Annotated in this window: 21 protein-coding genes; 19 read left to right on the top strand and 2 right to left on the bottom strand. The window is 70.7% G+C overall.

Features of this window, described 5'->3' with window-relative positions:
* Positions 1-494 precede the first annotated feature (494 nt).
* From ACGFNV_RS24215 to ACGFNV_RS24205, 3 genes are all read left to right on the top strand, one after another.
* Positions 495-860, top strand: coding sequence for an FAD-dependent oxidoreductase (locus tag ACGFNV_RS24215; protein WP_393625060.1), 366 nt, complete (start codon positions 495-497; stop codon positions 858-860).
* Positions 860-2,734: a thiamine pyrophosphate-binding protein gene (locus tag ACGFNV_RS24210; RefSeq protein ID WP_393625059.1), complete on the top strand. Its 1,875-nt coding sequence runs from the start codon at positions 860-862 to the stop codon at positions 2,732-2,734. Before ACGFNV_RS24215 ends, ACGFNV_RS24210 begins: the two co-directional genes overlap by 1 nt.
* An 89-nt stretch (positions 2,735-2,823) precedes the next feature.
* Positions 2,824-3,333, top strand: a complete 510-nt coding sequence (locus tag ACGFNV_RS24205) for an inclusion body family protein (protein ID WP_393625058.1) — start codon at positions 2,824-2,826, stop codon at positions 3,331-3,333.
* A gap of 72 nt (positions 3,334-3,405) precedes the next feature.
* On the opposite strand, the gene ACGFNV_RS24200 is transcribed toward ACGFNV_RS24205, so the two are convergent.
* Together ACGFNV_RS24200 and ACGFNV_RS24195 are read right to left on the bottom strand one after the other, a co-directional pair.
* Complete coding sequence (locus ACGFNV_RS24200) at positions 3,406-4,674, bottom strand: ATP-binding protein (RefSeq protein WP_393625057.1); 1,269 nt, start codon at positions 4,672-4,674, stop codon at positions 3,406-3,408.
* 480 nt (positions 4,675-5,154) lie between these two features.
* Positions 5,155-6,396 carry a PP2C family protein-serine/threonine phosphatase gene (locus ACGFNV_RS24195; protein ID WP_393625056.1) on the bottom strand — a complete coding sequence of 414 codons (1,242 nt, stop codon included), beginning with the start codon at positions 6,394-6,396 and terminating at the stop codon, positions 5,155-5,157.
* 1,018 nt (positions 6,397-7,414) lie between these two features.
* On the opposite strand from ACGFNV_RS24195, the gene ACGFNV_RS24190 reads away from it, so the two are divergent.
* The 16 genes from ACGFNV_RS24190 (at position 7,415) to ACGFNV_RS24115 (ending at position 25,518) form a co-directional block, all read left to right on the top strand.
* Positions 7,415-8,062, top strand: coding sequence for a response regulator transcription factor (locus ACGFNV_RS24190; RefSeq protein ID WP_393625055.1), 648 nt, complete (start codon positions 7,415-7,417; stop codon positions 8,060-8,062).
* A gap of 101 nt (positions 8,063-8,163) precedes the next feature.
* On the top strand, positions 8,164-9,309 hold the full coding sequence (locus ACGFNV_RS24185; RefSeq protein ID WP_393625054.1) for a DegT/DnrJ/EryC1/StrS family aminotransferase: 1,146 nt from the start codon (positions 8,164-8,166) through the stop codon (positions 9,307-9,309).
* Positions 9,306-9,902 (top strand): dTDP-4-dehydrorhamnose 3,5-epimerase family protein, encoded by a 597-nt coding sequence (locus ACGFNV_RS24180; RefSeq protein ID WP_393625053.1) that lies wholly within the window; start codon positions 9,306-9,308, stop codon positions 9,900-9,902. The genes ACGFNV_RS24185 and ACGFNV_RS24180 overlap by 4 nt, the downstream gene beginning before the upstream one ends.
* Positions 9,903-9,969: 67 nt before the next feature.
* On the top strand, positions 9,970-11,550 hold the full coding sequence (locus ACGFNV_RS24175; protein ID WP_393625052.1) for an MFS transporter: 1,581 nt from the start codon (positions 9,970-9,972) through the stop codon (positions 11,548-11,550).
* 185 nt (positions 11,551-11,735) lie between these two features.
* Positions 11,736-12,803: a glucose-1-phosphate thymidylyltransferase gene (locus ACGFNV_RS24170; protein ID WP_393625051.1), complete on the top strand. Its 1,068-nt coding sequence runs from the start codon at positions 11,736-11,738 to the stop codon at positions 12,801-12,803.
* Positions 12,800-13,840, top strand: a complete 1,041-nt coding sequence (gene rfbB, locus ACGFNV_RS24165) for a dTDP-glucose 4,6-dehydratase (protein ID WP_393625050.1) — start codon at positions 12,800-12,802, stop codon at positions 13,838-13,840. Before ACGFNV_RS24170 ends, rfbB begins: the two co-directional genes overlap by 4 nt.
* Positions 13,837-15,273, top strand: coding sequence for an NDP-hexose 2,3-dehydratase family protein (locus ACGFNV_RS24160; RefSeq protein ID WP_393625049.1), 1,437 nt, complete (start codon positions 13,837-13,839; stop codon positions 15,271-15,273). The genes rfbB and ACGFNV_RS24160 overlap by 4 nt, the downstream gene beginning before the upstream one ends.
* Positions 15,270-16,010, top strand: coding sequence for a class I SAM-dependent DNA methyltransferase (locus tag ACGFNV_RS24155; RefSeq protein WP_393625048.1), 741 nt, complete (start codon positions 15,270-15,272; stop codon positions 16,008-16,010). The genes ACGFNV_RS24160 and ACGFNV_RS24155 overlap by 4 nt, the downstream gene beginning before the upstream one ends.
* A gap of 31 nt (positions 16,011-16,041) precedes the next feature.
* A complete protein-coding gene (locus ACGFNV_RS24150) occupies positions 16,042-17,319 on the top strand; it encodes an activator-dependent family glycosyltransferase (protein WP_393625047.1) in 1,278 nt (425 codons plus the stop codon).
* A gap of 51 nt (positions 17,320-17,370) precedes the next feature.
* Positions 17,371-18,354 carry an aldo/keto reductase gene (locus ACGFNV_RS24145; protein WP_393625046.1) on the top strand — a complete coding sequence of 328 codons (984 nt, stop codon included), beginning with the start codon at positions 17,371-17,373 and terminating at the stop codon, positions 18,352-18,354.
* A 46-nt stretch (positions 18,355-18,400) separates the two neighbouring features.
* Positions 18,401-19,312, top strand: coding sequence for a hypothetical protein (locus tag ACGFNV_RS24140; RefSeq protein WP_393625045.1), 912 nt, complete (start codon positions 18,401-18,403; stop codon positions 19,310-19,312).
* A 52-nt stretch (positions 19,313-19,364) separates the two neighbouring features.
* Positions 19,365-20,603, top strand: a complete 1,239-nt coding sequence (locus ACGFNV_RS24135; protein WP_393625044.1) for a cytochrome P450 — start codon at positions 19,365-19,367, stop codon at positions 20,601-20,603.
* Complete coding sequence (locus tag ACGFNV_RS24130) at positions 20,603-22,327, top strand: FAD-dependent monooxygenase (protein WP_393625043.1); 1,725 nt, start codon at positions 20,603-20,605, stop codon at positions 22,325-22,327. Before ACGFNV_RS24135 ends, ACGFNV_RS24130 begins: the two co-directional genes overlap by 1 nt.
* A 94-nt stretch (positions 22,328-22,421) precedes the next feature.
* Complete coding sequence (locus tag ACGFNV_RS24125) at positions 22,422-23,072, top strand: hypothetical protein (RefSeq protein WP_393625042.1); 651 nt, start codon at positions 22,422-22,424, stop codon at positions 23,070-23,072.
* 134 nt (positions 23,073-23,206) lie between these two features.
* Positions 23,207-23,848 carry a monooxygenase gene (locus tag ACGFNV_RS24120; RefSeq protein ID WP_393625041.1) on the top strand — a complete coding sequence of 214 codons (642 nt, stop codon included), beginning with the start codon at positions 23,207-23,209 and terminating at the stop codon, positions 23,846-23,848.
* Positions 23,849-24,042: 194 nt separating this feature from the next.
* The gene (locus tag ACGFNV_RS24115) at positions 24,043-25,518 is read left to right on the top strand and encodes an FAD-dependent monooxygenase (RefSeq protein WP_393625040.1); all 1,476 of its coding nucleotides are present in this window, start codon (positions 24,043-24,045) and stop codon (positions 25,516-25,518) included.
* Positions 25,519-25,539: the final 21 nt, after the last annotated feature.

Raw genomic sequence — 25,539 nt, 5'->3', positions numbered from 1 at the left:
GATTGGTTCCTGGCTCGCGCCAGCGGCACCCACTCGCGGCAGCAGGCTGCGGCCACGGCCGAACACGTGCCAAGGGGTTCCGTGCGCCTTGGGAGGATGGGACGGCGGCGACTCTCTGACCTGCTACATCACCGAGCCGCTGGGATCCCGCTGGGACGGCCGCCCGCACTCCGTGGTCGAGAACTCGTCCCGGCCGAGCCCGTGACGGTGCGAACGCGGCGACGACTGGACCGGAAAAACACTGTCCCGGCGCCCTTCCCGCCCCGATCGGCTGGCGAGACCACCACCATCGAGGCACCAGGAATTCCGAATTCCGCGGCGGATTGTCGATTCGGCCTCGTTTCTCTTTCCCCGTCCGTCCCCGGCGGATCATCCGTCCGGCAAGGGAGAATCGGGCAAGCCGAATTTCCGTCAAGCGGTGCGATCGGCGCCTTTTGGACTTTGTCCGCAGAAGGGGATGGGGAACCGTTTCCCCATCCCTACGATCGCAAGCTATGACCGACATTTCACGGGAAAACACCGCCACCCGTGTGCGCTGGCAGACCTGTCTCCGGCTTGCCCGCGAACTCCTTCTCGTCGGGCCGGACGACAAGGACCTCAAGCTCGACCATCTCCACACCCTGATCGACACCGGCCGCCTCGGTCCCGCTCACCACCCGCGCAAGAAGATCCTCGTCATCGGTGCCGGCATCACCGGCCTCGTCGCCGGCCGCCTCCTCAAGGAGGCCGGCCACGACGTCACCATCCTCGAAGCGAACGCCGACCGCGTCGGCGGACGCGTCAAGACCTTCCGCACCACCAAACACCACCAGGCCCCACCGGTCGCCATCCCGGGCGCCGACGGGGAGGGGGACCGCTGATGACCGCGATCGACCCCGGGTGCACCGTCGCCCGCTACCTCGCCCTGCGCCTGGCCGAGCTCGGCATCACCCACCTGTTCGGTGTCCCCGGCAACCACCTCGGCCCGTTCCTGACCACCGTGCGCGCCGAGGGCGACATCGAATGGGTCGGCACCCCCACCGAGGGCGGAGCGGGCCAGGCCGCCGACGCCTACGCCCGCATCCACGGCATCGGCGCGGCCGCGGTCACGTACAGCGTGGGCGCGTTCAACCTGCTGAACGCCTGCGGCGGCGCCTACGTCGAGCGGGTCCCGCTCGTCGCCGTCAACGCCTCCCCGCCCTACGAGCAGTGGCAGAACCAGCGCGCCCTCGGCCTGCTCACCTCCCACATGAGCCCCCGCACGGAGAGCAACCTGGACGTCTACCGGCAGATCACCGTGGACGCGCAGGTCATCTCCAACCCGGGCCTCGCCCCCGGCCGGATCGACGCCGCGCTCACCGCCTGCCTCACCGAGCGCCGGCCGGTCTACCTGGAGGTCATGGAGGACCTGTGGGACGAGCCCTGCCCCGAGCCCGAGGCGCCGCTCGTCCCCCGCGACCGGCCGTTCGGCGCGCGTGGCCGGTCCATGCTCGACAACGCCGTGCACGCGATCCTCACCCTGATCGAGGAACACTCCGGCCCGGACGGCAGGCCCCGCCCGATCGTGTGGGCCGGCGAGGAGACCGACCGCTTCCGCCTCGCCGGGCAGTTCACCGACCTGGTGGAGGCCACCGGCGTGCCGTTCTGCACCACCGTCGGTGCCAAGGCCGTCGTGGACGAGGACCTGCCGCAGTTCCACGGCGTCTACAACGGCCGTGCCAGCCACCCCGACGTGCGCTGGATCTTCAAGGACTGGGCCACCTGCCGGATCGGTCTCGGCGCCTGGTCCACGTCGAAGAACCTCGGCGGCGAGCAGTGCGTCGGCACCGACTGGGTGATGGCCGCGAACGGCGGCGTCAGCGTCGGCACCTCCTACTTCCCCGACGTCCAGCTCGAACACCTGCTGCCCGCCCTCCAGGACGCGCTGGTCAAGGAGTACGGCTCGGGCGGGCTGACCGCCGACTACTACGCCGAGGCCCACGCCCACCACGGAGCGCCCCAGGACCGTCCCGCCACGCTCGAACGCCACCGGGCCTCGCTCCACCTCAGCGGCTCGCGGTCCCGGCACCCCGAACACCTCACCTACGACGGCGTGTTCGACCGGATCAACCACTTCCTGGGCCGTGAGACCCGGGAGGACTGGACGGTCGTGTCCGACGCGGCCTTCTCCCTCATCGGCTCGATGAACCTGTCCCTGCCCGCGGGCGGATTCCTTTCCCAGGTCAGCTGGCTGTCCATCGGCTGGTCGGTCGGCGCGGCCACCGGCGCCGCGCTCGCTCCCGAGCGCGGCGAGGCCCGCCCGATGGTGTTCGTCGGCGACGGCGCCTTCCAGGAGACCTGTCAGGAGATCTCCACCCACACCCGGCTCGGGCTGCGGTCGGTGGTCTTCGTCCTGGACAACGGCCACTTCTACGGCATCGAGCAGATGCTGGTCCACCCGTCCTACTACGCCGAGCACGACGGGCACGCGGAGCACACCGAGGACACCGAGGACGACCGGACCGACGCGGACTTCTACAACGTCCTCCACCCCTGGCACTACGACCGCCTCGCCGCCGTCTTCGCCGGCAAGCACACCCCGGCGAACGGGCTGGCCGTCGCGGACACCGCCGAGCTGGACGCCCTGCTGGCCCGGCTCGCCGACCCCGCCGACCGGGTCAACGCCGGACCTCTGCTGGTCCGCGTCCGCCTGCGCCGGCGCGACTACCCGAGGGCGATGGCGTACAAGGTGCCCAAGCCCGACACGACCACCTGACGGGCCGCTCGGTTCGCTCGGTCCGCAGGGAGCAAGGGGCCCACCAAGGCGGTGTGCCTTGAGAAACCGGTAACCGAAGGGGGCAGGAAATGGCTGATCTCAACGTACTGATCGCGTTCGACGCGGCCACGATCGTCGAGCGGAACCCCAACGCGTCGAGGAACCCCGACGCACCGACGTACGTCGACCACAACCTGATCTACATGACGACGCGTCAGGACCACATCATCGGCACGTCGGGCGCCGAGCTGAACCTCCGGGCCGAACCCGGGGACAGCGTCAAGTGGCGGGAGACGACGCTGTCGCTGGGCAGCGACTACAAGGCACTCCTCTACCGGTACGTCAGCAGCGACAACCAGCACCTGCTCATCAGGGCGCCGGAGATCGAGGTGATCGAGGGCGTCTACCCGATGCCGCAGGAGGGGAGCGAGGGCACACCGGCCTTCACGACCCAGCAGTACGAGGACCACTACTGGCGGACCACCGTCAAGCGAGCCGGGAAGGTCACGTACCACTTCTCCTTCCAGATCCTGGACCACCACCGCAACCTGCAGGGCTACTTCCAGTGGGACCCCTTCATCACCATCGAGCAGCCCTGAGGGCCCTCGGGTGAGGGCAGCAAAGGCCCGGGTCACTGACCCGGGCCTTCCTCATGGAGCGGGTGACACCACCTAGAGGCGGGCGTACTGCTCCGTCTGCTCGGCGAACCCCTGGGACATGGTGGCGCCGACCGTGGGCTGGGTGCCGCGGATCGTGTCCAGGTAGTCGTCCGTGGTGGGGAGGACGCGGGTTCCAGTATCGAAGGTGCGTTCGAATCCGGCCTGGGAGACGGTTCGCGCCACGTGGGCGATGTCGGCGGGGGTGAAGCCTTCGCTGGCGGATGCGAGTACCTCACTGTCGGCCTTCGCGCCCGCCGGTGCCAGGTAGCTCTCCCAGAGCGCGGTCCTGGCCCGGTGATCGGGAGGGCCGATCGGCAGTACGTAGTCGAAGCGGCCGTGCCGCAGGAACGCGGAGTCGAGCGTGGTCACGTTGTTCGTGGCGCAGACGAGCAGCCGTCCGTCCTGGCCGCGGAACCGGACGATCGCCTTGAGCAGCTCGTTGACGACACCTACCGCGGTCGCGTCCGCGCCGCTGCGTGCGCCGGCGACCTCCTCGACCTCGTCGATGAACACCAGGACGTGCTCGAGCCGGGAGATCTCGTCGAAGCGCCGGCTCAGCCCGCTCGCCAGGCCGTACTCGGCGGCCAGACGCGCGGGGAACAGCTCGAGGAAGGGCCACCCCAGACGGCTTGCGATCGCGTGCGCGAAGGTGCTCTTGCCGGTCCCGGGCGGACCGAACAGCATCACCGCGCGCGGCGGCTGCACACCGTGCTCCGCGGCCAGTCCGGGATGGGCCAGTGGCAGGACCAGGCGGCGCTCGATGAGCTGTTTCTCCTTCTGCATTCCCGCGACCTTCTGCCACAGTCCGGCGGCCGGCAGCTCCGCCCCGAGCGAGGCGAAGATGCCTGCCGCCTGTGGGGGCACGGGTCTGCGCTTCTCGAAGAGGACCAGGCCCGATCGGGCGCCGAAGCCGCAGTTGCCCAAGGCCGCGGCACCGGTCTCGCCCGCGGGCAGGGCGGCGTGCACCGCGCGGACACCATCGGTGAAGAGCCGTCGCTCAAGGGCCGTGATCAGGGCGCTGCCCAGCCCCTGGTGTCGCCAGGCAGGTGCCATGCAGATGCGCAGGATCCATGCCCGCTCGCCCTCCACCCTGCTCACGGCGGCGCCGACGACCACGTCGTCCGCCATGGCCACCACGGCGGGGTGGAGGGCCTGGAGGGCCGTCACGGCGTCCGAGAGCGGGAAAAGGGCCGGCTCCTCGGTCGTGCCGCTCTCCATGTCGACACGGAGCACTCCCTCGAGATCGTCCGGGGAGTAGTCCCGGACCCGCCAACCCGTCATGACCAGCTCCGCGTGTTCGTCCGTGTTCCCATCATCGGTCGCCGCACGGGGTACGCGCGCGGCAAGCCGCGGCCGGGGTCGGAGCACTCGACGGGCTGCAGATCGCCGGCCACCAGCCCGTCGAGCGGCAAGGGCACCAGCCATACCTGCCCGTGGTCCTGTAGGAGGACCGAGGTCCGCCGGCCACCGAGCCCCGCCCCCAGCCCGGGCGGTGCCGCAACGGTGCGGACGGCATCGGCGCCGGCCCACGCAGGACCAGCGCGTGCCCCGGCCCAGGCAGGACCGGCGTGTGCCCCCGGCCGCGCCCTTGCCGGAGCGGTCCACCGTCGCCGTGGCCAAGGAGCCCCGCAGGTCGCTCACCTCTCCCGTCACCCGGCGGGCGGCTGTACGTGACGGTGACGTGGAGACAGTCGTCCTGCCCCGTACGCATCGCGCCCGCGGTGTCCGCGGCCCTGGCCTTCCGGGGCGGCGTCGGAGCTCTCAGCCGAAGGTGGCGAGATGATCGGCGTCGCCGCCTCGCCACTCGACGAGGAAGATGGTCGCGTCGTCGCTCGTGGTGCCGCCACGTTCGGCTTTCAGGGCGTGGGAGAGCGCTCGCACCACCGCCCGTACCTCGGTGCGGTCGCGGAGGATCCGGTTGGTCCACTCGATGAGCTGCTCCTCACCGAACTGTTCCCCGCCGGCCTGGTGCTCCTCGATCAGGCCGTCGGTGAAGCACAGCAACCGGTCCCCGGGTTGCAGCCTCCGCTCGCTGACCAGCGGCTCCTCTCCGCCGAAGCCGACCGGCAACGTGGTCGGGCTCTCCAGCCGGTCCACCACGGAGCGGTCACGGATCAGGAACGGGGCCGGGTGCCCGGCGTTGACCCAGTGCAACAGGCCTGTGGCGATGTTCAGAGTCATCATCTGCGCGGTGACGAAGTGGTCCTGGCCGAACTGCTCGTTGATGGCCCGGTCCATGAACGCGTACACCTGGGACAGGTCGGTATGGGCACGTCGCGTATGGCGATAGGCGCCGACGGCCACCGTCGCCATGGTCGCCGCGTCCAGCCCGTGGCCCATCGCGTCGAGCATGGCCACATGAAGGATGTCGCCGTTGAGGGCGTAGTCGAAGCTGTCGCCGGCCACGTCGTAGGCGGGCTCCAGGATCCCGGCCACCTCGACCTGCGGAACGGACATCGTCAGCGGGGGCAGCAACGACCACTGGATCTCCGCGGCCACGCTCATCGGGGAGCTGCGGCGGGCCTGGAAGAACCGGTCGGTGTAGGCGTCCTTGGTGACGATCATGTCCGCGACCAGGCCGGCGAGTCTGCGGAGCAACCGCCGGTCGTCGTCGTCGACCCTGTCCAGGGTGACGGCCATCGCCCCGATCTGGTCGCTGCCGTCCAGCAGCGGCAGGTACATTCGCACACTGCCGTCCTGCGGCACCTCCACCGTTCTGCGGGTCAGGAACGCCTCGCCGGCGGGGGAGCCCTCGACCGCCTCGGGGCCTCCGACCCTCAGCCGCCGGCCCGGCAGCGGCACCAGCAGCACCTGTTCGTAGTCCTGAAGGAGGATGGAGACCTCCCGCCCCCCGACCCTGGCCACCTCTTCCGCGACGAGTGGGGCGATCAAATCAGGCGGCATCTCGTGGGCCCGGTCCAGCAGCACACCCAGCAGGCGTTCGCCGAACCCCTCCGACCGGTCCACCCCGATCCTGTCCCGTTTCCGCCCACCGTCCGTCATCGCCGTCTGCTTCCTTTCGACCCCGGGGCACAGGCTTGCATCGCAGACCGGTGCAGCGGGCGGATTACGCCACCGGCGGCATGTTGCTGACCTGGGCAGATTCCTCTCCCTGAGGGGACGGTCGTGCGGGTTGGGTCGTACCGCTGCCGACCGTGGTTGTCCGCTTTTGCGGGCTCGCTGTGGGCACGGACGGCGCAGACCGCTGGGCAGAGCGCCTGGGCGGACGGCCATGCAATCGGCCCGGTTCGGTCGGGCGTGCGAATGGGAGACGTTTTCGCAGGTGCACAGACCTACCGGTAAAGCTCGTTTCCGGCGGCGGGGGCGAATGTGACTCCGCGGAGAAGTCGGCGTCAGCCGGGGCCCGGCAATCACCTCGGGCGCCTCATGGTTCGCTGACTGCTTGAGCGACGCCGACGCGGTAATCCTGACCCAAGGCCGGCCTGAGATGGCCAATTCCGTACGACATGCCCCGGGCTTTTCGTGTGGAAGGACGTATTGACCAGTGGCGGGGCGGCTGTGCAGGGCAGGGGCGCGAGGTGCCGGATGGCTTGTTCGGGGTAGTTGCAGGAGGCATTTTATTAACGCATGATGGCCTAACCTTTACCTTTGCGCGGGATTTGCTGGCTGCCCGTTCCGTGCTGGTGAGCGAGCGGCACAGTGAGTGGTCGACGGGGGAGAGGCAGTGGGGTACGAAGGGCACGACGTTCAAGACGCCGATTCGCCAGCCGGACGGGGGCCTCGGGTACGCAGGCAGCCGTGTGTAGGTCCTGGCCGAAGGGGCTCAGTTGCACGCGTGTGGGCGTCGCCTGTCGGGATGCCCCCAAGAGCCCTGTTCGAACGCCGGCCCGCGGCCGCCGTGACGGAATGATCCGGACGCAGGCGTAGGCGGAACGCCGTGGGCGACCGTGCCAAGTGTTCGTGTCAGTAGGCGATCTGCGCCCCACGGGCTCGGGGGGCGCAGTTCAGGGACGCTTTTTTGCACTACAGCGAGAACAGCTCCTCGGGAGGAAAGTCACCCATGTCCGTCATCCGTGTGCTCCTCGCCTGCGAGAACAAACTCCTACAGGACGCCGTGGCCGGGGTTCTCTCCCTCCAGCAGGACATCCAGGTGCTGGGCGCGGCGGGTGAGAGCCAGATCGTACGCCGCGCCGCCGCGTTGCGCCCCCACGTCGTCGTACTCGCCCCGTGGGCGACTCCGGTGGCGGCCCGCACCGTGCACGTCCTGCGGAGAGTGGCGCCGGGGGCGGCGGTGCTGGTGTTCGGCGCCCCCGGCGTCAGCCGCGCCCAGTTGTTGGCGGCGGGCGCGCACCGGTACCTGCCCGAGGGATCGGGACAGGAGGCGCTGCTGGCCGCCGTACGGGAGTTCTCGGTGAACCGTGTGGCCGCCGCCCCGACGCCGCAGCCCGACATCAGACTGTCGCCGCGCCAGCAGGAGGTACTGGCCCTGGCCGCGGAAGCCCTGTCGAACAAGCAGATAGCCCGCAGCCTGGACATCAGCATCGGCACCGTCAAACGGCATCTGCACGTCGTCTTCCAGAAGCTGGGAGCGGTGTCCCGGCTGGACGCCGTCGCGCGAGCCCGTTCCGCGGGTCTGCTCCCCGTCACCCACCGCCCGTCCGCAGCGGGTTCCAGGTCCGCCGACGGTCTGGTCCTCACGAAGATCTGACGGGACTTAACGGAGATCTGACATGAACGGCATTGTGCCGGGGGGAGAGAGCGAAGAAAGTAGTGAGTACGTTCCGGTGAGTTGTTCCCGAGGGAGCCCACATGATCAATGTGTTTCAGCCCAGCTTGGGTCAGGAAGAACTCCAGGCTCTCGCGGAGGTATTCTCGGACAACTGGCCCGGGCATGGGGAAAGGACCGCTGAATTCGAGAAGGAGTTCGCGGCCCATATCGGTGTGCCCGGCGAGAGCGTACTTTTTCTGAACAACGCCACCGCGGGACTTTTCCTCGCCATGGAGTTACTGGAGCTGAAGCCCGGCGACGAGGTGGTGCTGCCGTCGGTGAGCTTCGTGTCGGCGGCCAACGCCGTCGCGGCCACCGGCGCGGTCCCCGTCTTCTGCGACGTGGACCCGCACACGCTCAACCCCACCGTGGCAGACGTCGAGAGCGCGTTGACGCCCAGGACACGAGCCGTGTGCGTGCTGCACTACGGCGGATATCCGGGGGAGGTGACCGGGATCGCGGACCTGTGCCGCAGTCGTGGCATTCCGTTGCTGGAGGACGCGGCCTGTGCCGTCGCCTCCCGTGTGGAGGGGCGGTCCTGCGGCACGTTCGGAGACTTGGCGACCTGGAGTTTCGATTCCATGAAAACCCTCGTCACCGGTGACGGTGGAATGCTCTACGTACGGGACGAGAAGCTGATGGCGACCGCCCGCCGGCTGGCCTACTACGGCACCGGACAGCGGACTGGTTTCACCTCCGCGCGGGTCTCCGACCGGTGGTGGGAACTGCATGTGGAAGGGTTCGGGCGGCGGCTCATCGGAAATGACATGACGGCGGCGATAGGCCGTGTGCAGCTGCGCAGGCTGCCCGATTTCGTCTCCGCCCGTGAAAAGGTCGCGGCACGCTATACGGAGTCCCTGGCCGATGTGGAAGGCGTGCGGCTCCCGCCGCCCGCGCCGCCCGGCCACGCCCTTTCCCACTATTTCTACTGGGTGCAACTGGACAGCCGCATGCGGGACCAGGTGGCCGCGGACCTCCGGGACCGGGGCATCTACACCACCTTCCGGTATCCGCCGCTGCACCGGGTCCCGGCCTACGGCTCCCGGAAGACTCTGCCGGCCACCGACCGGGCGGCGGAGGAGACCCTGCTGCTGCCCCTCCACCAGGGGCTGTCCGAGGAGGACGTGGAGCAGGTGGTGCGCGAGTTCAGGGCGGCCGTGGCCCGGCGGGGCGGTGGGGGCACGTGAAGATCCGGACCACCGCTCTCGAGGGGGCGTACGTCGTCGAGCCCGAGCACCTCGACGACGTACGCGGCACGTTCTACGAGGCGCTGCGCACCGAGGAACTTCAGCGGGCCACCGGACGGTCCTTCGCCGTGGCGCAGGTCAATTACTCGGTGTCCCGGTACAACACCCTGCGCGGCCTGCACGGCGTCACCGATCCGCCGGGTCAGGCGAAGTTCGTCACCTGCGTACGGGGCGCGCTGCGTGACGTCATCGTCGACCTGCGGCCTCAGAGCCCGACGTTCGGCGCCTTCCACATGAGCGTCCTCGACGCCGCCCGGGGGAACGCGGTCCTGATCCCCGAGGGGTTCGGGCACGGCTTCCTCGCGCTGACGGACGACACCTGCGTCTGCTACCTGCTGTCCACCGCCCATGTCCCGGGCACCCAGATCGACATCGACCCCCTGGACCCCGAACTCGCCCTCCCCTGGGGGTTCGAGGAACCGCCGCTCATGTCGCAGAAGGACGCACGGGCGCAGAGTCTGCGCTCCGCCCTGGCGTCCGGAGTGCTCTCTTCCAGCTCTCCCGAAGGCGTGATTGACCTCAACCGCAGTTGAGGTCCTAGGGTCCGAGGAACCCCCCAGGGGCCGATCCCGTCGGCCGACGCTGAGAGGAAGAGTGCTGATGCAAGAGAGCTCGTTACGGGCGACGAAACGGGAGTGGATCGGCCTGGCCGTACTCGCGCTTCCCTCCATGCTGGTCACGATGGACCTGACCCTGCTGCACCTCGCGGTGCCGCAGATGAGCGCGGACCTCGACCCCAGCAGTTCGCAACTGCTGTGGATCACCGACATCTACGGCTTCCTCATCGCCGGGTTCCTCGTCACGATGGGCACCTTGGGCGACCGCGTGGGACGCAGGCTCCTGCTGATGCTCGGTGCCGGCGCCTTCGGTGTGGCCTCCGTCCTCACGGCGTACGCCGAGACGCCGGAGATGCTCATCGTGACGCGCGCCGTGCTGGGCGTGGCCGGAGCGTGCCTGGCCCCCTCCACCCTGTCGTTGATCCGCAACATGTTCCCCTCACCCACGCAGCGCACCACCGCGGTCACCATCTGGTCGACGAGCTTCATGCTGGGCGGTGCCCTGGGGCCGGTGGTCGGCGGCGTCCTCCTGGAGTACTTCTGGTGGGGCTCGGTCTTCCTGCTGGCCGTACCGGTGATGGTGCTGCTGCTCGCCCTCGGCCCCTTCCTGCTGCCCGAGTACCGCAACCCACAGGGCGCGCGGGTCGACCTGATCAGCTCACTGCTGTCGCTGATCGCCGTGCTCGCCATGATCTACGGCCTCAAAGAGGTGGCCAAGCACGGCCTGGAACCCGCCCCGCTCGTGGCGATCCTGGTCGGCGCCGCCGTCGGCTACGTCTTCGTGCGGCGTCAGCGCACCCTGGCCCACCCGCTGCTCAACCTGAGCCTGTTCACCAACCGGGCCTTCAGCGCCTCCCTGTCGACCCTGCTGCTGACCGTCATGTTCCTGATGGGGATCCAGTTCGTCATCGCGCAGTTCCTGCAGAGTGTGCTCGGACTCTCCCCGCTCAAGGCCGGGTTGTGGCTGCTGCCCGCGGTGCTCTCCGGCATGGTCGCGGCACTGGCCGCCTCCGGCATCGTCAGCAAGGTGCGCCCGGCCTATGTCTTCGGGGCGGGGATGGTCCTGGCCGCCGTGGGGTTCATGGTGCTCTGGGGGGTCTCCGCGGACTCCGGGCCCGGCGTGGTGATGCTGGCGTCGATCCTGATGTTCGCCGGTCTGGCCCCGGTCTCCGCGCTCGGCATCGACATGATCGTCGGCGCCGCGCCGCCGGAGCAGGCCGGACCCGCCGCCGCGATCTCGGAGACGTCCAACGAGTTCGGTGGCGCCCTCGGTATCGCCGTGGTCGGCAGCATCGGCGCCACCGTGTACCGGGACGGCATGGCCGACACCTACCCGGACGGCGTGCCCGCCGGTGCCGACGACACGCTCGCCGGCGCGTTGGAAACGGCGGCGCGCATGCCGGGCGAGGCGGGTGACGCCCTGGCCGCCGCCGCACGCGACGCGTTCGCCGAGGGGCTGCAGGTCAACTCGTTCGTGGCCATGCCGCTGATGCTCCTCATGGCACTGGGCGTGGCATTCCTGCTTCGCCAGGTGAAGCCCGCCGCGCACGAGGAGGAGGCACCTGCCTCCGCCGGGCAGACCGTCCCCGCCACCGGCGGACCGGAACCGACTTCGATCCAGTAGGAGCCGGACGGCCCACCGAAGCCGGACGGCACAACCGAAGCCGACGGCACAACCGAAGCGCACGACAGAAGCCAGACCGCACTCTCACCTTCGCAGGGGTGTCGCCTCACCAGGGGCGGCACCCCTGCTTCCTATGCGCCGCCGTGGTCCGCCGCACGCGGCACGTGGCTCAGGAGAGGAAAGCCATGAAGGCCCTGGTGCTCGCGGGCGGAGCGGGAACCCGCTTACGCCCGTTCAGCTACTCGATGCCCAAGCAGCTCATACCCATCGCGAACAAGCCCGTCCTCGCGCACGTCCTGGAGAACATCAGGGACCTGGCCGTGACGGACGTCGGGATCATCGTGGGCGACCGGTCCGCGGAGATCGTCGAGGCGGTCGGCGACGGATCCCGGTTCGGCCTGAGGATCACGTACATACCGCAGACGGAGCCCCTGGGACTGGCGCACTGCGTGCTGCTCGCCCGCGACTTCCTGGGCGAGGACGACTTCGTCATGTACCTCGGCGACAACATGCTCCCCGAAGGGGTCAGGGACATCGCCGCCGAGTTCCGTGTGCGGCGGCCCGCGGCCCAGGTCGTCGTGCACAAGGTGGCCAACCCCCAGGCGTTCGGCGTCGTCGAACTCGGGGCGGACGGTTCCCTCCTGCGGCTGGTGGAGAAACCGCGCGTGCCGCGCAGCGATCTCGCCCTCATCGGCGTGTACTTCTTCACGCCGGCCGTCCACGAGGCGGTCGCGGCGATCAGTCCGAGCGCCCGCGGGGAACTGGAGATCACCGACGCCGTGCAGTGGCTGCTCAGCAGCGGCGCGCAGGTGACGGTCAGCCGGTACACGGGCTACTGGCGGGACACGGGCCGGGTCGAGGACGTCCTGGAGTGCAACCGCGATCTCCTGCGGGACCTCGAGCACTCGGTCGAGGGAGTGGTGGACGAGTCCTGCCACATCCGCGGGCCGATCGTCGTCGAGGCCGGAGCCCGGGTGACCCGCTCCTGCATCGACGGGCCGGCCATCATCGGCGCCGGCACCGTCGTCGAGGACAGTCACATCGGCCCGAACACGTCGATCGGGCGGGGCTGCGAACTGCGGGGCACGCACATCGACTTCTCCATCGCCCTGGACGGTGCCCGGGTGTCGCACGTCACCGGACTGCACGGTTCATTGATCGGCCGCGGCGCGACGGTCGGACCCCGGCCGGACCGGACCGCGCACCACCGGCTGGTCGTCGGTGATCACACACACATCGAGGTGTCGGCATGAGGATCATGGTGACCGGCGGCGCCGGTTTCATCGGTTCGCACTACGTACGCACCCTCCTCGCCGGAGGCTACCCCGGCAGCGACAGCGTCTCGGTCACCGTGCTGGACAAGCTCACGTACGCGGGCAACCGGGCGAACCTGCCCCCGGCCCATCCGCGCCTGGATTTCGTACCCGGCGACGTGTGCGAGCCGTCCCTGCTGCGGGAGCTGCTCCCCGGACATGAGGCCGTGGTGCACTTCGCCGCGGAGTCCCATGTGGACCGGTCCGTCGCGTCCTCCGGGGAGTTCATCCGCACGAACGTCGGCGGCACGCACGCCGTACTCGACGCGGCCCTGGCCACGGGCGTACAGCGGGTCGTGCACGTCTCCACCGACGAGGTGTACGGATCCATCGACGAGGGGTCCTGGACGGAGGAGTCGCCGCTCCAGCCCAACTCCCCGTACGCCGCGAGCAAGGCGGCCGCCGATCTGGTCGCCCGCTCCTACTACAGGACGCACGGCCTGGACGTCTCGATCACCCGCTGCTCCAACAACTACGGCCCCTACCAGCACCCGGAGAAGCTGATTCCCCTGTTCGTCACCAACCTGCTCGAGGGACGGACGGTCCCGCTCTACGGCACGGGTGAGAACCGGCGCGAGTGGCTGCACGTGGACGACCACTGCCGGGCGGTGCACAGCGTGCTGCTCGGCGGCCGGGCCGGTGAGGTCTACAACATCGGCAGCGGCAGCGAGTACAGCAACAACGCGGTCACCCGACTGCTCCTCGAGTTGTGCGACGCCGACCCGTCCGTGATCCGCCATGTCACGGACCGCAAGGGGCACGACCGCCGCTACGCGCTCGACGACACCAAGATCCGTGAGGAGCTGGGCTACGCGCCCGCGATCTCCTTCGCCGACGGACTGGCGGAAACGGTCGACTGGTACCGGTCGAACCCGGCCTGGTGGAAGGCGGCGAAGTACGGAACCGACGGCGAGCGGGCCACGGACCCTCACGCCGCCGGCACGCGGAGGGCGGACCGCGAGGGCGTGGCCCGGTGATCGGGCAGCGCTCGGCCGCCACGGTGGGCCCGCGCTCTTCGGAGCGGATCCTGCGGCCCCGGTCGGACACCGCGAAGGGTGAGCGTGTCGCCGCCTCGTTGGCCGCGCGGGACAGCGCGGTGAAACCCACCGCGGAGGTGACCCGGTGGCTGGAGAAGCGGCGCGACGCCCACGCCTTCCTGGTGCGCCGGATTCCGTTCCGCGAGCTCGACGGGTGGCACTTCGCCCCGGACACCGGCAACCTCGCCCACCGCACCGGACGGTTCTTCACGATCGCCGGACTGGACGTGTCGGTCGAGGGCGACCGCACGAAGTCCTGGCGGCAGCCGGTGATCCGGCAGCCCGAGACGGGAATCCTGGGCCTGCTCGCGAAGGAGATCGACGGCGTTCTGCACTTCCTGATGCAGGCCAAGATGGAGCCGGGAAACCCCGGCATGCTCCAGCTCTCGCCGACCGTCCAGGCCACGCGCAGCAACTACACGCGGGCCCACGGAGGGGCGAGGGTGCGGTACCTCGACTACTTCGTCAGCCCCGAGCCCGGCCGTGACCACGTGCTCGCGGACTCCCTCCAGTCCGAGCACGGCTCGTGGTTCCACCGGAAGAGCAATCGCAACATGGTGGTGGAGACGCGCGACGACCCCGCCGTGGACGAGGACTTCTGCTGGCTGACCCTGGGCCAGATCGGCGAACTGCTCCGCCTCGACGACGTGGTGAACATGGACGCGCGCTCGGTGCTCGCCTGCGTACTGCCCGACGACGGCGCGCAGGCACTGCACCCGGACACCGACGTGGTCTCCTGGCTGACCGCGGAGAGGTCCCGGCAGCTTGTGCTGGCCCGTCCGACGCCGCTTCGGGAGGTGGCGGGATGGACCGTCGGCGAGGAGGCGATCGAGCGCCCCGACAGCCGCTACTTCCGGGTGGTGGCCGTCGCGGCGGAGGCACCCACCCGGGAGGTGACCGGCTGGTCCCAGCCTCTGGTCGAGCCCTTCGGCGAGGGAATCGCGGCCTTCCTGACGCGCCGTTTCCACGGCGTACGGCACTTCCTGGCACAGGCCCGCGTCGAGGGGGGCCTGGCGCACGGGCCGGAGATCGCGCCCACCGTCCAGTGCACACCGGGCAACTACGCGCACCTTCCCCCGGCTGAGCGTCCTTTGTTCCTGGACGGCGTCCTGGCCTGCGCCGGCAGCCCACGGATCCGCTACGAGGCGGTCCACTCCGAGGAAGGGGGACGGTTGCTGAACGCGCAGAGCCGTTGCCTGGTCATCGAGGCGGACGAGGAGCAGGCGCCCCTCGAAGCACCGCGCGGCTACCGCTGGGTGACGTACGGCCAGCTCGTCGCTCTGGCCCGGCACGGGCACTACCTGAACGTCCAGGCCCGGACCCTGCTCGCCTGCATCGGCACCATCCCCGAACTGCAAGGAGACGCCCCGTGATCGCCGATTCCACGACGGAATCCATGGCTTACAGCACCGAGCACGCCGAGATCTACGACAGGATCCACGCGAGCCGCGGCAGGGACTGGGCCGCCGAGGCCGACGCTCTCACGGACGTCGCCCTGGAGCTGCGGCCCCGGTCGGCCTCCCTCCTCGACATCGCCTGCGGCACGGGTGAGCACCTGCGGCGCTTCGCCGAACGCTTCCCCACCGTGGCGGGGGTGGAGCTCTCCCACGGCATGTGCGAGATCGCCCGGCGGAAGCTGCCCGCGGTCCCCGTCCACCAGGGCGACATGCGCGCGTTCGAGCTGGGCCGGCGCTTCGACGTCGTCACCTGCATGTGCTTCTCGCTGGGCTACATGACCTCGGTCGACGAACTGAACCAGGCCGTCGCGAGCATGGTGCGGCACCTGAACCCCGGTGGTGTCGTCATCGCCGAGCCGTGGTGGTTCCCGGAGAAGTTCCTCGACGGGTTCGTGTCGGGCGCGGTGACCCAGGACGAGCACGGCGTGATCAGCCGCGTCTCGCATTCCGTCCGGGACGGGCGCAGGAGCCGTATGACCGTCCGCTACACGGTCGCCGACCCGGCCGGCATCAAGGACTTCACCGAAACCGAAGTGCACTCGCTGTTCACACGCGACGAGTACGAGACCGCCTTCCTCCTCGCCGGTGTGAAGGCGGTGTTCCGCGAAGGCGGGCCCAACGGCAGGGGCCTGTTCGTCGGGACGCACACGTGATCCACGGCCTGCCGCATCCCGAGGAGGACCCATGCGTGTCATGATCGCGACGTTCCCGTCGACCTCGCACCTCTACCCCGTCATCCCCCTCGCCTGGGCCCTGCAGAGCGCGGGCCACGAGGTCTGTGTCGTGGGCCACCCCGGAATGGGGTCGGACGACATGGCGGCCACCGTGACCGGTGCCGGAGTGACGGCCGTACCCGTGGGGGAGAGCGTGGCCACCGCCGACGTGGAGGCGACGGAGGAGGGCAGCCACCTCGACATCCCGCCCGACGCCTTCGCCCTCGACATGCTGACCAGCGGCCCGGCCGAGTGGGAACTGCTCCAGGAGCGGCTCCTGTCGATCATCGGCCAGTGCTATCCGCTCGACGACGACAAGGGCATGGTCACCGAGCTGGTGGACTTCGCCCGCTCATGGGGGCCCGACCTCGTGCTGTGGGACCCCCTGTGCCTGCCCGCCGCGGTCGCGGCACGGGTCGCCGGAGCCGCCCATGCCCGCGTCCTGTGGGGCCAGGACAAGATGGGGTGGGTCTGGGAGCGGTCGAGCGGACGTGACCCCGAACGTGACCCGATCGCGCGGTGGATGCGGCCCCTCCTCGACCGGTACGGGCTGGACTTCGCGGAGGAGATGCTGCTCGGCCAGTGGAGCGTGGACCTGGTCCCGCAGGCGGCGCGGCTGCCGCTGGACACCCGTACCGTGCCGCTGCGGTGGGTGCCGTACAACGAGGCGTCGGTCGTCCCCGACTGGCTGCGGGAACCCCCGGGGCGTCCCCGTGTCTGCCTGACCCTGGGCGTCAGCTCGCGGCACCTGTTCGGCAAGGACACCGGCTTCCCGCTGGAGGAGATGCTCGACATCGTGGCCGGCTTCGACATCGAGGTGGTGGCCACCCTGAACCGGGCGCAGCTGACGGGCCTCGACCGGATACCGGAGAACGTCCGCACCGTGGACTTCGTCCCGCTCAACCAGCTGCTTCCCTCGTGCGCGGCCATCGTCCACCACGGCGGCTGGGGAACCTTCTCCGTCGCGGCCACGCACCAGGTGCCGCAGCTCATCGTGCCGGTGCCCACGTGGGACGAGCGGGTCGCCGCGCGGTACGCGGCACAGCGCGGCGCGGGCCCGCTGCTGGACCCGGCTCGGCTCACCCCGGACGAGCTGGGCCGGCAGCTCCGCCGTGCCCTGGAGGAGCCCGCGTTCCGGCGGGGCACGGCGGAACTCCACAGCGACCGTCTGGCCGCCCCCACGCCGGCGGAGATCGTCCCCGTCCTTCAGCGGCTGACCGCGCATCACCGCGGCCTGCCGGTCGGCTGAGCCGGTCCGGGACCCGCTCGGCAGCGCACGGCCGAGACCGAGGAGTGAGCGATGGAGTACACACAGCTGGGGCGCACCGCCCTGCGCGTCAGCCGACTGTGCCTGGGCACGGTCAACTTCGGCGGAAGGGTCGACGAGGAAGCGGGTCACCGTCTCCTGAGCCGCGCGCTGGAGCACGGGCTGAACTTCCTGGACACCGCCGACATGTACGGCTGGCGCGTCCACAAGGGTTACACCGAGGAGACGATCGGCCGCTGGCTCGCCGACGACCCCTCCCGCCGGGACCGCGTCGTGCTGTCCACCAAGGTGGGCAACGAGATGTCCCCGGCGCCCAACGACAGCGGCCTGTCGGCCCGTCACATCGTCGCCTCCTGCGAGGCGTCGCTGCGGCGGCTGGGCACCGACCGGATCGACCTCTACCAGATGCACCACATCGACCGCAGCGCGCCCTGGGACGAGATCTGGCAGGCGATGGACCTGCTCGTCGGCCAGGGCAAGGTCCTCTACGTGGGCTCGTCCAACTTCGCGGGCTGGCACGTCGCGATGGCCCAGGAGGCGGCGTTGCGCCGGCATTCGCTGGGCCTGGTCTCGGAGAGCTGCGTCTACAACCTGGTGACCCGCCAGGTCGAACTCGAACTGCTCCCCGCGGCCCGGGCGTACGGCATGGCGGTGCTTCCCTGGTCCCCGCTGCACGGCGGTCTGCTGGGCGGGGTCCTGGACAAGCTCCGCGAGGGTACGGCCGTCAAGTCCGCGCAGGGCCGTGCGGTGCCGGCGCTCAAGGAGCACGAGCAACGTATCGAGTCGTACGAGAACCTCTGCCGGGAGATCGGCGAGCCCCCTGCCCGGGTGGGCCTGGCCTGGGTGCTGTCGCGTCCCGGGGTGACCTCGCCGGTGATCGGACCCCGTACGGACGAGCAGCTGGACGGTGCGCTGGCCGCGCTGGGGCTCCGGCTCGGCCCCGACGTCCTGAGCCGTCTGGACGAGCTCTTCCCCGGCCCGGGTGGCGAGGCGCCGGAGGCGTGGATCACTGCCTGAGCCGCCCTCACTTCCACCCCGTTCACCCCGACACTTCCGAGGAGCCATGCAATCGAGGTATCCGGCGTCGGCCGATCCCGTGCCGTACGCGCGTCGTTGCGCACAGGCGCTGAACAGTCTGCATTCCATCCTCTACTTCACCGCCGACCTGCGTGAGGAACTCGCGCCCTTCGGTGTCGACGAGCACTCCAGCGTCTACATGGCGGGCCGTGCCGCGCCGCTCGGGGCGGTCGGCCCCGAGCTGGTCACCGGCGTGTTCAACTCCTTCGCACCCGGCTTCGTGGCCTCCCGGGTGCCCGGAGTGTGGGACAGCGTCTCGCCGGAGCGGGCCGTCGAGGCCCGCCAGAAGGCCGCGGACAGGGTTCTGCGGCGCCTGTTGGGCCGGGCCGTCGTCGACTCGCGGGCCATGGCGGAGGCAGCCGAACTCGCCACCGAGGCCGCCGCCGCGGGCCTGCTCGCCGGCCGGCCCCTCTACGCCGCCAACGCCGCCCTGGCCCGGCCGGACGAACCGCACGTGGCCCTGTGGCACGCCGCGACGCTGCTGCGCGAGCACCGCGGGGACGGACATGTCGCGGTCCTCGACTGGTTCGAGGTCACCGGCATCCGGTCGCTGGTCATCGACTGCGCGAGCGGGCACGGCATGCCGAAGGAGATCGTCATGCCGATGCGCGGCTGGACCGAGGAGGAGTGGTCGGCCTGCCGCGACCACCTGGCCGCGAGCGGCCTCGTCGACGGCCAGGGCAGGCTGACCCCGCAGGGAGCCGAACTGCGCGACGAGATCGAGTACGACACCAGCAGGCTCGACCGGCAGCCCTACGAGGCCCTGGGCGGCGAGCGCACCGAGAAGCTGGCCCGGTTCGTGCACGGAATGGTCAACGACGCGGCGGACGCCGGAGTGTTCCCTCCCCCGCTGCGTGACTTCTTCGCCCCGCCCACCGAGAAGTGGAACGACCTGTGAGGCGCGCCGTCCCCAGCGCGTGCGACCGACCCACCCGGAGAGAGGACCGAACATGACGTCAGCCCTGGCACCGGGCGTTCCGGCACTGTTCTCGCCCGCGTACTACCAGAACCCGCACCCCACCCTGGCCTGGCTCCGCGACCACTCCCCGGTCCACGAGTTCCCCTTCCCGGTCGGCGACGTCCGGACCTGGATGGTGACGCGGTACGACGACGTCAGGGCGGTCCTCGCCGACTCCCGGTTCAGCGCGGAGACCGGCGCCTGGGCGGGCGACGACTTCCGTGAGGCGGGGCTGGTCAGCGCCGCCGGGACGATCCTCGAGCGGGGCATCGCCGTCATCGATCCGCCGGACCACACACGGCTGCGCAGGCTGGCGATGAGCGCGTTCACCACCCGGCGGGTCGAGCAGTGGCGGGACACCGTACGGTCCGTCGTCGACCGCGTGCTGGAGGACTGCGCCCGGCGCGGCACCTTCGACGTGATGGACGACTACGCGGGCGAGGTGTCGGCCGGTGTGCTGAGCGCCGTCCTCGGCTTCCGCATCGAGCGGCACCGTGAACTCGTCACCGCCCTCAACGAGGCGTTTCCCTCCGACCCGGCGCTGATGGACCGCGTTCCGGCGGCGTTCGGCAGGATCTGCGAGTACGCCGGGGAACTCGTCGAGGACAAGCGGCGCCACCCCGCCGACGACCTGACCTCGGCCCTGATCCAGGCCCGCGACGAGGACAACCGGCTCGACGGCGACGAACTGACCGGCCTGGTCGCCGCGTTCATCATGGGCGGCAGCGACACCGTACGCGGCTTCATCGGCAACGCCGTCCACGCGCTGCTGGACCATCCCGGGGAAAGCGCCCGGTTGCGCGCGGAGCCCGGCCTGGCCAAGAGCGCCGTGGAGGAACTGCTGCGCTACGAAGGGGCGTTGCACACGGCGCTGTTCCGGGTCACCACGGAGCCGGTGGAACTGTCGGGCGTCAAGCTGCCCGCCGGCGCCCCCGTGATCGCCGGGCTGCTCGCGGCCAACCGCGACCCGCGGCGCTTCGCCGAGCCGGACAGCCTGCGCTTCACCGGCGAGAGCCCGCGCCACGTCGGCTTCGGACACGGGCTGCACAACTGCATCGGCGCCGCCCTGGCGCGGATGGAGGGCGAGATCGCGATCCCCGCCCTGGTGACCCGCTTCCCCGGCCTGACGCTCGCGGTGCCCCGGGACCAGGTGCGCTACATCGAGAACTGGGCCATCCGGCGGTTGACGTCGCTTCCCGTCACCCCGCGGGCGGAGCACGGAGAGCCGTGATGCGAGCCGTGGCACACGTGGACCGAACGCTCTGCTTCGGCACCGGAATGTGCGAGGCGATGGAACCCACGCTGTTCGAACTGACCGACGACGGACACGCGGTCTTCCGCACCACCCGGAGCGGGGAGAGCGAGGAGCGCGACGCGCGTGACGACACCGGCCCGACGCGCCTGCGGGAGATCGCCGAGTGCTGCCCGGCGGGCGCGATCACGGTGACCACGACACAGAGCCAGGTACGAAAGGTGCACGCAGGCATGGAATGGGATGTGATCGTCGTCGGGGCCGGCCCGGCGGGGCTCATGCTCGCCGCGGAGCTGCGGCTGGCCGGAGCCGCTGTCGTGGTCCTGGAGAAGGAGGACGGCCCGAGCCCCGAGTCCCGCGGCATGGGGTTCACGGCCCGCACCCTGGAGGTGTTCGACCAGCGGGGGCTGCTGGAGAGGTTCGGCCCTCTCGGGCGGGCGCCGGGCGGCCACTTCGGGAGCGTGCCGGTGGACTACGCGGTCGGGGACGGCGCGCACGCGAGCGCCACCGGTGTCTCCCAGGCGCGCACCGTGGCGGTGCTGGGCGAGTGGGCGCGGGAACTCGGCGTCGAACTCCGCTACGGGCACCGGGTGGTCGCCGTCGAGGACGAGGGCGGTCAGGTCGCGGTCGGCGTGGAGACGGCCTCCGGGGAGCAGCGGCTGACCGCGCCCTACCTGGTGGGGTGCGACGGCGGCCGCAGCCTGGTGCGCCGGTCGAACGGCTTCGGCTTCCCCGGTACCGACGCCACGACGGAGCTGCTGCTCGCCGACGTTCGCGACCTGGAGTTGGACCCCCTGTGGTCGGGAGGGCGGCGCCCCCAGGGCATGCTCCTCGCGGCACCGCTCCCCGACGGGGTGATGCGGGTCGTCGTGCACGAACGCGGCAGGCCGCCCAGGGCACGTTCCGGGCCGCCCGAGTTCCACGAAGTGGCCGAGGCCTGGCAGCGGGTCAGCGGAGACGACATCTCCGGTGCCACACCCGTCTGGGTGAGCTCCTTCGGGGACGCGGCCCGGCAGGCGAGCGAGTACCGGCGCGGCCGGATCCTGCTGGCCGGCGACGCCGCGCACGTGCACTTGCCGGCCGGCGGGCAGGGCATGAACGTGAGCATCCAGGACGCCGTGAACCTGGGCTGGCGGCTGGGAGCCGTGGTGACGGGCCGCGCGGACGAGTCCCGCCTGGACGCGTATCACGCCGAACGGCACCCGGTGGGCGCGGAGTTGGTGCGCAACACGCGCGCCCAGGCGGCACTGTTCCTCGGCGGCGAGGAGATGCAACCGCTGCGCGAGGTGCTCAGCCAGGTCTTCCGGGGCGAGGAGGCGGCCCGGGAACTGGCCGGCATGGTCAGCGGACTCGACATCCGCTACGACGTCGGCCCGGGCGACCACCCGCTGCTCGGACGGCGGCTGCCGAGGACCTCTCTCGCCCTGCCGGACGGCGGCCGGGTCACCACCATGGAACTGCTCCACCCGGCCCGGGGAGTGCTCCTCGTGCTCGGCACGGACCACGGCCGCACGGCCGTCGCCGAGGGCTGGAAGGACCGGGTCGACGTGGTGGCCGCCCGGCTCGTCGGCGGCCCCGGGGCGAGCGGGCTGTCCGGCACGGACGCCCTCCTCGTCAGGCCGGACGGGTACGTGGCGTGGACGAGCGCCGACGGCGACCTCGGGGCGGCCCTGCGCCGCCACTTCGGCGAGTCCTCGGTGTGAGGCCGCCCTCCCGGCAGGGACAAGCCCTGGTACGGAACACCTCGTGCGCGACCCCGGACGTTCCGGGAGAAGACCAGCCCCCGTGGAGACGACCATGACCGACACCGTTGCCGAACAGCCCACCACGCCGGACCTCACGCGCGCCGACGCCCGCGCGGTCTTCGTCAGCCACTGGTACGTGGGAGACCCCGACCGGGCGCGGACCGTGCTCGACGAGGTCACGGACGTCTGGCGCCGGGCCCCGTGGCCCGAGGAGCTCCTCACGTTCTCGTGCTACCTGAGCGTGGAGGGCGACACGGTGATGACGTACACCCAGGCCTCCGGCGCCACCGCCTACCGGCGGTTCGTCGGTGCCCTGCCCGTCGCCGCCGCCCGCAGGGAGCCCGTCGAGTACCGGCTGCACCGCAGCGTGCTGACGGAGCTCGCGGCCGAGCCGCCGGGGGCGCTCGTCACCGCCATGTTCGACGTGGACGGGCCCGAACGCCAGCGGTTCATCGTGGACTCCATCGCCCGCCGGCTCGAGGAGGCGCCGGCGGACGAGCACGCGGGCATGATCGGCTCCCATTTCCACACCAGCGTCGACGGGACACGGGTGACCAACTTCGCGGAGTGGACGACCGACGAGGCACACGTCGCGTTCCTGGAGGGCGGCACACGGCACGGCAACCTGCGGGTCACGCAAGCGACGCCGGGCGTGCGCCCGATCGGCTTCAGGCGCTACCACCTGCACCGGAGCCTCGGCTGATGAACGTCCGGAATCCGCCCTCAACCGGGCCTGATCAGGCACCTGGGGATTGTTAACCTGCAAGCGGGCCAAGGGAGTTCACGCTTGCGAACGCCGTGCCCCGGACAGTTCCCGACACCGAGGAGAACCCGCGCATGACCCATGAGACGACGGTCCCCTTCCCGGACGTCAGCCGTTCCGACTGCGGCACAGTCCTGGTCACGCCGCTGTACGTGGGCTCGGCCGACGCCCAGCGCGCCGAGACCGAGCGCGTCATGGCCCCCTACCGGGAAGGACCGCTCCCGGAGGGCATGCTGTCGATCAGCGTCTTCACCTGCACCGAGGCGGAGAACGTCCTGACGTACGCGCAGTGGACCTCCGACGAGGCCTACCGCGCGTACGTCCGCGACACCGGCCGGTACGAGAAGGAGCCCGACGCCGTGGAGCCCGTCCGCTACCGGCTGTACCGGGGCCGGGACCTGGAACCCGGGAGCGTCCCCACCCTGCTCGTCCCGCCCGTCTTCGACGTCGACGGCCGGGAGCGGCAGCGGCGTGCGGCGGACAACCTGCTGGACGGACCGCTCGGCACGCCGTTCCCCGGCCTGGTCTCCTCGCACTTCCACATCAGCGTGGACGGCACGCGGGTTCTCAACTGGGCGCAGTGGGTGGACGAGGAGGCCCACGAGCGCTTCATGCAGAGCGAGCGCCCCAAGGAGTGCTTCGAGGCTCTCAGCATGCCCGGAGTGCGCGGCATCGGAGGCAAGCGCTACCGGCTGGCTGATTCGCTGGTGCGCTGACAGAAAGAACACCCCGCTTCGAAAGAGAACGCTCCGAACGGGCTGACATTGGTGGGCAGGGCCCCTGTCCGGACGGCGATCCCCTGGATCAGCCGTCCGGACAGGGGCCCTGTGCGTGCCGGACGACCGTCGACCGTCGGCCGGTTCGCCGCGTGCCCGTGGACGCCGGCCCCGGATCGAGGAGGAGATGGCAGATGGACACGGACGTGATCGTGGTGGGCGCCGGCCCGGCCGGGCTCATGCTCACCGGAGAGCTGCGCCTGGCCGGCGTGGACGTCATCACGCTGGAGAAACTCCCCGAACGGACCGGGGAGTCACGGGGACTGGGCTTCACCGCCCGCACCATGGAGGTCTTCGACCAGCGCGGCCTGCTGAGCCGCTTCGGGGAGGTGGAGACCAGCAACGTCGGCCACTTCGGCGGACTGCCCGTCGACTTCGGCGTGCTCGAGGGCGCCCACCAGGCCGCCAAGACCGTCCCGCAGTCCCACACCGAGGCCGCCCTGGAGGCCTGGGTCGGCGACCTCGGGGGCGACCTGCGCCGCGGTCACGAGGTGCTCTCCTTCACCGACGAGGGCGACCACGTCACCGCCGAGGTGCGCACCCCGGACGGTGACTCGGTGCGGCTGACCGCCCGTTACCTGGTCGGCTGCGACGGCGGGCGCAGCCTGGTCCGCAAGGCGGCCGGGTTCGACTTCCCCGGCACCGCCGCCACGATGGAGATGTTCCTCGCCGACGTGCGCGGCCTGGAGCTGGCGCCCCGGATGATCGGTGAGACCTTCGAGGGCGGCATGGTCATGGTCGGCCCGCTGCCCGGCGGAGTCACCCGGCTCATCCTGTGCGAACGCGGCACCCCTCCGCAGCGCCGTACCGCGGCACCCTCCTACGAGGAGGTGGTCGCCGGCTGGAAGCGGGTCACCGGGGAGGACATCTCGCACGGTGAACCGGTGTGGGTCAGTTCCTTCGGGGACGCCACCCGGCAGGTCACGGAGTACCGGCGCGGTCGTGTCCTGCTCGCGGGAGACTCCGCCCACATCCATCTGCCGGCCGGCGGGCAGGGCATGAACACCAGCATCCAGGACGCCGTCAACCTCGGCTGGAAACTCGCCGCGGTCGTCCGGGGCCGGGCCGGCGAGGAACTGCTCGACACGTACCACACCGAGCGCCACCCGGTCGGCGAACGTCTGCTGCTGAACACCCGCGCACAGGGCCTGCTCTTCCTCTCCGGACCGGAGATGCAGCCGCTGCGCGACGTCATGAAGGAACTGATCGCCCATACGCCGGTCTCACGGCATCTGGCCGCCATGGTCTCCGGTCTGGAGATCCGCTACGACCTGGGCGGCGGCGACCATCCGCTGCTCGGCCTGCGCATGCCGAACCTGCCACTGACCTCGGCCCGCGGCGCCACCAGCAGCACCGAGCTGCTCAGGCCGGGCCGCGGTGTCCTGCTCGACCTGGCGGACAACCCCCATGTACGGCGCCGGGCCCTCGACTGGAGCGACCGCGTCGACATCGTCACGGCCACCCCGAGGAAGCGCCCGGAAGGGGACCTGGCGAACACCTCGGCCGTGCTGCTGCGGCCCGACGGCCATGTCGCCTGGGCGGCACCCGGCTGCCACCAGGACCTTCCCACCTCACTCGCACGGTGGTTCGGCCCCGCCCGGACCGCCTGACCCCTCCACCACGGGAGACCA

It is taken from the genome of Streptomyces sp. NPDC048751 (assembly GCF_043198595.1).
In the GTDB taxonomy this organism is placed as follows: Bacteria; Actinomycetota; Actinomycetes; order Streptomycetales; family Streptomycetaceae; genus Streptomyces.
This window is presented reverse-complemented; position numbering and strand designations above follow the sequence as displayed.

Excerpts from the sequence above, each read along its gene's own strand:
- ACGFNV_RS24215 (WP_393625060.1), top strand. The coding sequence starts at position 495 with ATGACCGACATTTCACGGGAAAACACCGCCACCCGTGTGCGCTGGCAG.
- ACGFNV_RS24210 (WP_393625059.1), top strand. The coding sequence starts at position 860 with ATGACCGCGATCGACCCCGGGTGCACCGTCGCCCGCTACCTCGCCCTG.
- ACGFNV_RS24205 (WP_393625058.1), top strand. The coding sequence starts at position 2,824 with ATGGCTGATCTCAACGTACTGATCGCGTTCGACGCGGCCACGATCGTC.
- ACGFNV_RS24200 (WP_393625057.1), bottom strand. The coding sequence starts at position 4,674 with ATGACGGGTTGGCGGGTCCGGGACTACTCCCCGGACGATCTCGAGGGA.
- ACGFNV_RS24195 (WP_393625056.1), bottom strand. The coding sequence starts at position 6,396 with ATGACGGACGGTGGGCGGAAACGGGACAGGATCGGGGTGGACCGGTCG.
- ACGFNV_RS24190 (WP_393625055.1), top strand. The coding sequence starts at position 7,415 with ATGTCCGTCATCCGTGTGCTCCTCGCCTGCGAGAACAAACTCCTACAG.
- ACGFNV_RS24185 (WP_393625054.1), top strand. The coding sequence starts at position 8,164 with ATGATCAATGTGTTTCAGCCCAGCTTGGGTCAGGAAGAACTCCAGGCT.
- ACGFNV_RS24175 (WP_393625052.1), top strand. The coding sequence starts at position 9,970 with ATGCAAGAGAGCTCGTTACGGGCGACGAAACGGGAGTGGATCGGCCTG.
- ACGFNV_RS24170 (WP_393625051.1), top strand. The coding sequence starts at position 11,736 with ATGAAGGCCCTGGTGCTCGCGGGCGGAGCGGGAACCCGCTTACGCCCG.
- rfbB (WP_393625050.1), top strand. The coding sequence starts at position 12,800 with ATGAGGATCATGGTGACCGGCGGCGCCGGTTTCATCGGTTCGCACTAC.
- ACGFNV_RS24150 (WP_393625047.1), top strand. The coding sequence starts at position 16,042 with ATGCGTGTCATGATCGCGACGTTCCCGTCGACCTCGCACCTCTACCCC.
- ACGFNV_RS24145 (WP_393625046.1), top strand. The coding sequence starts at position 17,371 with ATGGAGTACACACAGCTGGGGCGCACCGCCCTGCGCGTCAGCCGACTG.
- ACGFNV_RS24140 (WP_393625045.1), top strand. The coding sequence starts at position 18,401 with ATGCAATCGAGGTATCCGGCGTCGGCCGATCCCGTGCCGTACGCGCGT.
- ACGFNV_RS24135 (WP_393625044.1), top strand. The coding sequence starts at position 19,365 with ATGACGTCAGCCCTGGCACCGGGCGTTCCGGCACTGTTCTCGCCCGCG.
- ACGFNV_RS24130 (WP_393625043.1), top strand. The coding sequence starts at position 20,603 with ATGCGAGCCGTGGCACACGTGGACCGAACGCTCTGCTTCGGCACCGGA.
- ACGFNV_RS24125 (WP_393625042.1), top strand. The coding sequence starts at position 22,422 with ATGACCGACACCGTTGCCGAACAGCCCACCACGCCGGACCTCACGCGC.
- ACGFNV_RS24120 (WP_393625041.1), top strand. The coding sequence starts at position 23,207 with ATGACCCATGAGACGACGGTCCCCTTCCCGGACGTCAGCCGTTCCGAC.
- ACGFNV_RS24115 (WP_393625040.1), top strand. The coding sequence starts at position 24,043 with ATGGACACGGACGTGATCGTGGTGGGCGCCGGCCCGGCCGGGCTCATG.